6 protein-coding genes and 1 pseudogene are annotated in these 7843 nt (G+C 59.4%); all 7 read right to left on the bottom strand.

What is annotated here, in order from left to right:
• Positions 1–114: 114 nt before the first annotated feature.
• Positions 115–344, bottom strand: a pseudogene (locus tag PMI28_RS0128495) (Lrp/AsnC ligand binding domain-containing protein); the annotation flags it as partial.
• Between the two features lie 358 nt (positions 345–702).
• Entirely contained in the window at positions 703–1725 is a 1023-nt protein-coding gene (locus PMI28_RS15370) for an ABC transporter permease (protein ID WP_007986627.1), read from the bottom strand.
• 160 nt (positions 1726–1885) lie between these two features.
• A complete protein-coding gene (locus tag PMI28_RS15375) occupies positions 1886–3451 on the bottom strand; it encodes a sugar ABC transporter ATP-binding protein (protein WP_007986626.1) in 1566 nt (521 codons plus the stop codon).
• Between the two features lie 70 nt (positions 3452–3521).
• Positions 3522–4448 carry a sugar ABC transporter substrate-binding protein gene (locus tag PMI28_RS15380; RefSeq protein WP_007986624.1) on the bottom strand — a complete coding sequence of 309 codons (927 nt, stop codon included), beginning with the start codon at positions 4446–4448 and terminating at the stop codon, positions 3522–3524.
• A gap of 157 nt (positions 4449–4605) precedes the next feature.
• Positions 4606–5658, bottom strand: a complete 1053-nt coding sequence (locus PMI28_RS15385; RefSeq protein WP_007986622.1) for a Gfo/Idh/MocA family protein — start codon at positions 5656–5658, stop codon at positions 4606–4608.
• 152 nt (positions 5659–5810) lie between these two features.
• Positions 5811–6671 carry a sugar phosphate isomerase/epimerase family protein gene (locus tag PMI28_RS15390; RefSeq protein ID WP_007986620.1) on the bottom strand — a complete coding sequence of 287 codons (861 nt, stop codon included), beginning with the start codon at positions 6669–6671 and terminating at the stop codon, positions 5811–5813.
• Between the two features lie 145 nt (positions 6672–6816).
• On the bottom strand, positions 6817–7842 hold the full coding sequence (locus tag PMI28_RS15395; RefSeq protein ID WP_007986618.1) for a Gfo/Idh/MocA family protein: 1026 nt from the start codon (positions 7840–7842) through the stop codon (positions 6817–6819).
• Position 7843 lies beyond the last annotated feature (1 nt).

Raw genomic sequence — 7843 nt, 5'->3', positions numbered from 1 at the left:
GCCGAACGCAGCCTCGCGGGCTCGGCAGCTGCTACAAAGGGTGTCGCGGCTGAAATTGCTTAACTGACTGGCATTAGTCACAAGCCCCCCTATTTCTGGCGTTTACCACCGCCATCACAAAGGAAGAACTCTGTCCTGAATGACCCGTTTCATAACGAGGGTCGAGGTCAACCGTTGTACGTTGGGTAAGGTCGAAAGGCTCTCATCGTATAGCTGAGCTGTTGGAAGGCTGGCAAACCCTGAGTGATGACGCGCAGCGGGTAGTCCGGCTCCCCGAACACCCCTTGGGCATCGACCACTTGCGGGATCTCCAGGAGCGCCGTCTCGAAAGTTTCGACAGCTTGCGCAATGGGGATGAGTCTCGCGTTCAAACGACCGGTGTATGCGGGAGAACAGATCACTTGCCACTGGCTCATCGCTGACATCGATGAACGCGGTCAAGCAAAAGCCGACATCAGAATACTCAACGCAGAGGGAATCATAGTGCTGGAGGCGACTACGACCTGAGTGCTACCCGGAACTGAAGAACGTGAATGCCTTAAACAGATGATTGCTGGCAGAGATCCCGCCAACGGTGCTGCCGGATCCCCCAGTTGATAGCCTGGAATCGATGGCAAGCAGTTTGTAGGCTTATTTCAATGCATGATGGGGGGGTATTGCGAAGCGAGAGCCAGAACAGGCCCTCGCTGTTTGCAGTCAAACTCAGCGCTTGAGTTTGCGCTTGTTGCGGTATTGGTCGATGACCACCGCGACCACAATGATCAAACCTTTGATGATGTCCTGGATGTAGGCATCGACCCCGACGAAGGTGAATCCGCTGGCCATCACCCCAAGGATCAGTGCACCGATGACCGTGCCGGTGATGCGCCCCACCCCGCCCGCCAGGCTGGTACCGCCGATGACCGCGGCGGCAATCGCATCCAGTTCATAGGACATGCCCATCCCGGCCTGCCCGGTGGCGGCACGGGCCGAAGCCACCACGCCCGCCAGTCCCGCCAGCAACCCGGCGATGCTGTAGACAATGACCAGATGGCGTTTGACGTTAATACCGGACGTACGCGCCGCCTGCATGTTGCCGCCAATGGCGTAGGTGTATTTTCCGTACTTGGTGTAACGCAGCGCGATATGGAAGATCACCGCCACCACCAGAAAAATGATCACCGGCATCGCGCCGTGACCGATGGCCGTGTAGGAATCCGATAGCATGCTCACCGGCTGGCCTTCGGTGTAGTACCGTGCCAGGCCACGGGCCGAGACCATCATGCCCAAGGTAGCAATGAACGGTGGTATCCCGGTGATCGCAATGATGCTGCCGTTGATTGCCCCCGCCAGCAGCCCGACGCCGAGCCCGACAATCACTGGAATCCACACCGGCAAATCAGTCAGGGACGGGAACACCGCACGGGCGAAGTCCGAGGTCTGAGCCAGGCTGGCGGCAATCATTGCCGACAACGCCAGCACCGAGCCTGAGGAGAGGTCGATGCCAGTGGTGATGATCACCTGGGTCACGCCGATGGCCAGCAGGCCGATTATCGACACTTGCAGGATCATCAGCACCAGGCGTTGAGAGTTCATCAGGAAGCTCTGGTCGCGCACGATCCAGCCGAACACCTCGAACACCAGGCCGATGCCGATCAGCACCAGGAAAATACTCAGTTCAGTCGGAAAGCGCCGGCGACTCTTGACCGGTGCCGTTGCCGGTTTGTTTTCCAGTATCGCGTTCATAACCACTCACCCTTCAAATGAAATCCATGTGGCGAGGGAGCTTGCTCCCGCTCGAGTGCGCAGCGCTCGCCAGTTCGACGGTAAATCCGAGACCTTGGGGCCGCTTCGCAGCCCAGCGGGAGCAAGCTCCCTCGCCACAGAAACTGTGTTCATCCTTGCATTAGTGAACCGCGGACATGCCCGAGGCCAGTTGCATCACTCGCTCCTGAGTCGCTTCACTGCGGTCGAGGGTACCCATCAGGTCGCCCTCGTGCATGACCATGACCCGATCACTCATGCCGAGTACTTCCGGCAGCTCCGAGGAAATCATGATCACCGCCATGCCTTCGCTGGCGAGGTAGGAGATAAGCCGGTAGATCTCGGCCTTGGCGCCGACATCGATGCCGCGAGTCGGCTCGTCGAGAATCAGGATTCGTGGATTGGTCATCAGCCAGCGCGCCAACAATGCCTTCTGCTGATTACCGCCTGAAAGCGTGTCGATGCATTGCTCGAGCGACGGGGTTTTCACCCGCAGCTTCTTGCACATGTCTTCGCACAGGGCGCGCAGGGCTTTTTGCTGGATGAAACCGTGGCCGGCGAAGTGCGGCAGCACCGCCATTTCCATGTTCTCCAGCACCGACAGACACGGGAACAGGCCGCTGAGCTTGCGATCCTCGGTCAACAGGGCGAAGCCCTTCTCGATGGCCATGTGCGGATCGGTAATGCGCACCACTTCACCGTCGAGGCGAATCTCGCCACCGTCGCTCGGGGTGATGCCAAAGATCGCCTCGGCGACGTTAGTCCGCCCCGAGCCCATCAACCCGGCAATGCCGAGGATCTCGCCGGAATGCAGATCGAAGGACACGTCCTTGAAAATGCCATCGAGCTTGAGGTCGCGCACCGACAGCAGCAGCTCGCCGATCGGCGTCTCGCGCACCGGGAACAACTGGCTAAGTTCACGCCCGACCATCATCGAAATCAGGCTGTCGCCGTCCATGCTGTCGGCCCGTTGCAGGCCGATGTAGGCGCCGTCGCGGAACACTGCCACTTCGTCGGCGATGCTGAACACTTCATTCATTTTGTGGGTGATGTAGATGATGCCTTTGCCCTGGCTCTTGAGGTCGGCAATGATCGAAAACAGGTGGGCGACTTCCTTGTCGGTGATGGCCGAGGTCGGTTCGTCCATGATCAGGATGTCGGAATCGTAGGACACCGCCTTGGCAATCTCGACCATCTGCCGTTCGGCGATGCTCAGGTTGCCGACCTGTTCTTCCGGATCAAGGTTGATGCGTAGGCGCTCCAACAGCTTCGCCGTGCAACGGTGCATTTCCCGATGGTCGATCATGTGGAAACCGTTGAGCTGCTCACGGCCGATCCAGATGTTCTCGGCGATGCTCATGTGCGGCATCAGGTTGAGCTCCTGATGGATCATCGCGATCCCGGCCTGCAGCGCCGCCAGGGGCGTTTCGAAGACCACCGGCTTGCCCCGCAGGCGCAGTTCGCCGGCGTCCGGCTGGTAGATGCCGGCGATGATTTTCATCAAGGTGGATTTGCCCGCGCCGTTCTCGCCCATCAGGGCCAACACGGAACCGGGGCGTACCCGCAGCTGTACGTCGGACAAGGCCACCACCCCGGGGAAACCCTTGCTGACGTTGACGATTTCCAACAGGTACGGCTCATCGACAGGTGTTGCGGTTGGCTGGACACCCATCAACGGGGTGCTCGAAGCAGTCGCTGAAGCGAACATGATCAGGTACTCCATCAGCAAGGTCGCAGTTGCCACCTTGCGTGTTTATTGTTGTTATTGAACGGACGGACTATTTGAACTGGTCAACGTTTTGCAGCGTGATCAAGCGATACGGCACCCACACGGCCGGTTCGACCGGCTCGTTTTTGGCCATTTTCACTGCCGTCTCGATCGAACCGTCTGCCTGCCCCTTGGCGTCCTGGAACACCGAGACGACCAGAGAGCCCTTCTTCACCGCGTTCAAACCGTCAGGCGTACCGTCGACACCGGCGATCAGGATGCTGCCCTTTTCCACTCCGGCCTGTTGCAGGGCCATCGCGGCGCCAATCGCCATCTCGTCGTTGTTGGAGACGACCGCGTCGAACTTGCGGCCCTGGGTCAGCCAGTCGTTGACCAGGGTCATGCCCTTGTCCCTCAACCAGATGCCTGTTTGCTCTTGCTCGATCTTGATGTTCGGGTATTTGGCCAAGACCTCTTTGACACCCTTGGTACGGTTGGTGGTGGAGTTGTTCGCCAGGTCGCCCAGCAGGATCACGATGTCACCCTTGCCACCCATTTTGTCGGCCAGGTATTGCATCTGCATCTGACCGGCTTCCAGATCGTTGGAGGCGACAGTGACCACGCCTTTGGGCAGGTTCAGGTCATCGGGACGGCGGTTGACGTACACCAGCGGAATGCCGGCCTTGACCGCCGATTCGGTGATTTTTTTGGTGGCGGCGGTATCCACAGGGTTGACTACAATGGCGTCGACCTTCTGACTGATGAAGCTTTCTACCTGGCTCAACTGCCTGACCACGTCGCTGCGCGCGTCTTCGAACTGTAGCTTGACGCCATCGGGATAGGACTTGGCTTTGGTGTCCATGGACTGACGCAGGTAGGTCAGCCAGGTGTCATCGAACTGCGACATGCTGACGCCGATCTTCATGTCAGCGAGTGCAGCGCCGCTGGCGAACATCAGGGACAAGGCGAGTGAGGCGAAACGGATCTTGGTCTTCATGAAAAGTCTTTCTCCACATTCTTGTTGGTTTTATGGATAAGGCGTGACGATTTTCAGTAAGCGGACAAGCGGGAAAAGAGTTGGAACCGGGTGCGAGGCAGCTCGCTGGAAATGACTTTATTGGAAAATATTTTCCACATCAACTCATTTTAGAATTTTATTCTGATTTTGTTCCATGACTCTCGAACGGGGTCAATTGCACCACTTGATGGCGCTCGAAACTCAGTCGCGCAGCGTCTAGCACGCGGGTAGTCGCCAGTGCATCACGGGCCTCCACAGGCAGTGGGCCACCGCTCTGCAATGCGGCTTGCAGCTGTAAATAGAACTGATTCCAGCAACCGCGCTCGGAGGGAACCCTTTCGCGCTCCTCGCCCTGTTCGAACCAGCCCCAGCGGCGATGCTCTTCCACGCCCCAGCGTTCACCTTCGGATTTCGGTGTGAGCCCGGCGAGAGCCAACGCCTCCTGCCCGTCCAGACCGTCGACGCTGTAGCAGCCCCGAGTGCCGGTCACACGAAAGCGCGGGCCGGGGGTGTTTTGCAGGCAACTGCCGCCCAGGTGCGAGGTCACGCCGTTGGCATGGGTCAGGGACATGAAGAAGCCGTTGTCGAAGGACTGGCCTTTTTCGAGGTAATCCAGCTCGGCGTAAACCCGGATGACGGGGCCGAACAACAGCAGCGCCTGATCCACCAGATGGCTGCCCAGATCCCGCAGGAAACCACCGCCACTGCCGTTGTTCACCGACTGTGGCGAATAACGCTCGATCCGCGATTCAAAACGGGTGACCTGGCCCAGCGCCCCGGACTCGATGAGTTTGCGCACCGTGAGGAAGTCCGAGTCCCAGCGCCGGTTCTGGTAGACGCTCAGTTGCACACCCTGGCGCTCGGCCATGGTGATCAGGGTTTGCGCCTGTTGCGCGTCAGCGGCGAACGGCTTGTCGCTGACCACTGCCACATTGTGTTCGATAGCGTCGAGCACCAGCGCCGGGCGGCCTTTGAGCGGTGTGGACACTACCAGCACATCGACCCCGATTTCGACCAGTTGACCGATGCTGTCGAAGGCCGGCACGCCGGGGTGTTCTGCCGCCAGCAACTGGCGCCGCTCCGTTGAACGGGTAACCACACCAACGAAGGTCGCACCCGGCAAACTGCTGATCAGTGGAGCATGGAAAAACCGGCCGCCATGGCCGTATCCGACAAGTCCGATGCGCATGAAAACATTCTCCTTATAGTTAATTACCGGATATACACGGACCTTGTGGGAGCGGGCTTGCTCGCGAAGGCAATATGTCAGGCGACATCAATGTTGAATGTGCCGCCGTCTTCGCGAGCAAGCCCGCTCCCACAGGTTTTGTGTAAGGTCGGTTATTGGCAGAGTTCGCGGGTCACGCGTTCGAGCATCATCCGGTTGGACTCGTCCGGCCGGTCCTCCCAGGCGAACACCGAGACGGTGGCGATGCCATCGAACTTGATCTCGCGCAAGGTGCCGAAGAACGCGTCCCAATTGACCTCGCCCTGGCCGATGTCCAGATGCTGGTGCACGGTGGCGGTGACGCCCGGCGGGTTGACGATGTAGCGCAAGCCCGAAGACGCCTTGTGGTTGTAGGTGTCGGCGATGATCAGGTGGCTTAGCTTGGAGCCGGCGTACTTGAGCATCGAGGCGATGTCGCCGACGCCATCGTCATAGAAGAAGGTGTGCGGCGCCGCGTAGAGGTAGTTGATCCAGTCGCGATCCAGTCCGCGAATGATGTCCACCGACTCGTTGTTGCGCTCGCAGAAATCGTAAGGGTGCGCCTGGATGTCGAGTTTGATGCCTTCGCGTTCGAACTCCGGAATCAGTTCATCCATGGAGCGCATGAACTGGTTCTCGCACACCAGCGGGTTGTCCGACTGGCCGGTGAACTCGGTGTTGACTAGCTGGCAGTCCATCTCCACGGCAATCTGGATCGCGCGCTTCCAGTTGCGGACGGCGGCCATGCGCAGGCCTTCGTCGGCGGCGGCCCAGTGGTACATCGGTAATAAGGACGAGAGTTTGACCCCGGTATCGCTCAGGGCTTTGCGAAACTCCTTGATCCGCGCCTTGTCGACCCGCGGGGCTTTGTAGAACGGCAGGAAATCCTCCCGGGGCGACAACTCGATGTGTTCGTAGCCGAGTTCGGCGACTTTGTCGACCATCTTGCCCAGGGACAGGGTGCGGTACATGTAGGGATCTAGTGCGATACGCATATTGTTGTTCTCCTTAACCAGGACCCAAGCTCGGACACCAATCCTGTGGGAGCGGGCTTGCTCGCGAAAGCGGTGTGTCAGGCAACATTGATGCTGACTGTGTAACCGTCTTCGCGAGCAAGCCCGCTCCCACATTGGGTACGGATTAACCGTAGAAGTGTGGGCGCTCTGGCAGGCCGACTTTTACGATCTGCCCGCTGTTCTGCGCCTCGATGCACGCATCGGCCGCCACCGCCGCTGCGAAACCATCCCATGCCGAAGGCCCGCCAACCTGCCCGGCGCGCACGCCGTCTATGAACGCCTGTAGCTCAACGTCATACGCCGCGATGAACCGGTCCTTCCAGTCCATCAGAATCGCATTGGACAACTTCGCGCCGCTGCGCAACTGCACCTGGGACGGTTCCGGCAGTTTGGCGATGCCGGTCTCCCCCACCACTTCGCACTGGATGTCGTAGCCGTACTGGCAGTTGACGAACACTTCCACATCGATGCGCGTGCCCTTGGCGGTTTCCAGCAACACGATCTGCGGGTCTTTCAAATGGGCGTGGGCCTTGCTGGTCTTGCGCGGGAACACCACCTGTACCGATACGTAGTCGTCATCGAGCAACCAGCGCAGCACATCCAGCTCATGGATCAGGGTGTCGGTGATCGCCATGTCGGTCTTGTAGTTCTCGCCCACGGTCGGGTTGCGGTGGGCGCAATGCAGCATCAACGGCTCGCCGATCTGGCCGCTGTCGATCACTGACTTCAGCGCCCGATAACCCTCGTCGTACGGACGCATGAAACCGACCTGTACCAGCCGCTTGCCGTGAGCCACTTCGGCTTCGACGATCTTGCGGCAGCCTTCGGCAGTGACCGCCAGTGGCTTCTCGCAGAACACCGGCTTACCGGCGGCAATCGCTGCCAGCACGAACTCTTCGTGGCTCGGCCCCCAGGAGGTAACGAGGATTGCCTCGACTTCCGGTGCATTGATCAGGGCGTGACCGTCGGGATAGACCTCGGCGGTCAGCTTGAGATCGGAAACGACCTTGGCCGCTTGCTGCAAATTGATGTCGGTAACCGCGACGACCTGGCTGTTGAGCAAGGTCTGGCTGCAACGACGAATGTGGTCCTGGCCGATGGCCCCGGTGCCGATGACGCCAACCCGCAACGAATTAGAGAGCAAAGACATA

The sequence above is a fragment of the Pseudomonas sp. GM48 genome (assembly GCF_000282335.1).
Lineage (GTDB): Bacteria > Pseudomonadota > Gammaproteobacteria > Pseudomonadales > Pseudomonadaceae > Aquipseudomonas.
Note: the sequence above shows the minus strand (reverse complement) of the source record. Positions and strands in the feature narration are given on the sequence as shown.

Excerpts from the sequence above, each read along its gene's own strand:
- PMI28_RS15395 (WP_007986618.1), bottom strand. The coding sequence starts at position 7,842 with ATGTCTTTGCTCTCTAATTCGTTGCGGGTTGGCGTCATCGGCACCGGG.
- PMI28_RS15375 (WP_007986626.1), bottom strand. The coding sequence starts at position 3,451 with ATGTTCGCTTCAGCGACTGCTTCGAGCACCCCGTTGATGGGTGTCCAG.
- PMI28_RS15370 (WP_007986627.1), bottom strand. The coding sequence starts at position 1,725 with ATGAACGCGATACTGGAAAACAAACCGGCAACGGCACCGGTCAAGAGT.
- PMI28_RS15385 (WP_007986622.1), bottom strand. The coding sequence starts at position 5,658 with ATGCGCATCGGACTTGTCGGATACGGCCATGGCGGCCGGTTTTTCCAT.
- PMI28_RS15380 (WP_007986624.1), bottom strand. The coding sequence starts at position 4,448 with ATGAAGACCAAGATCCGTTTCGCCTCACTCGCCTTGTCCCTGATGTTC.
- PMI28_RS15390 (WP_007986620.1), bottom strand. The coding sequence starts at position 6,671 with ATGCGTATCGCACTAGATCCCTACATGTACCGCACCCTGTCCCTGGGC.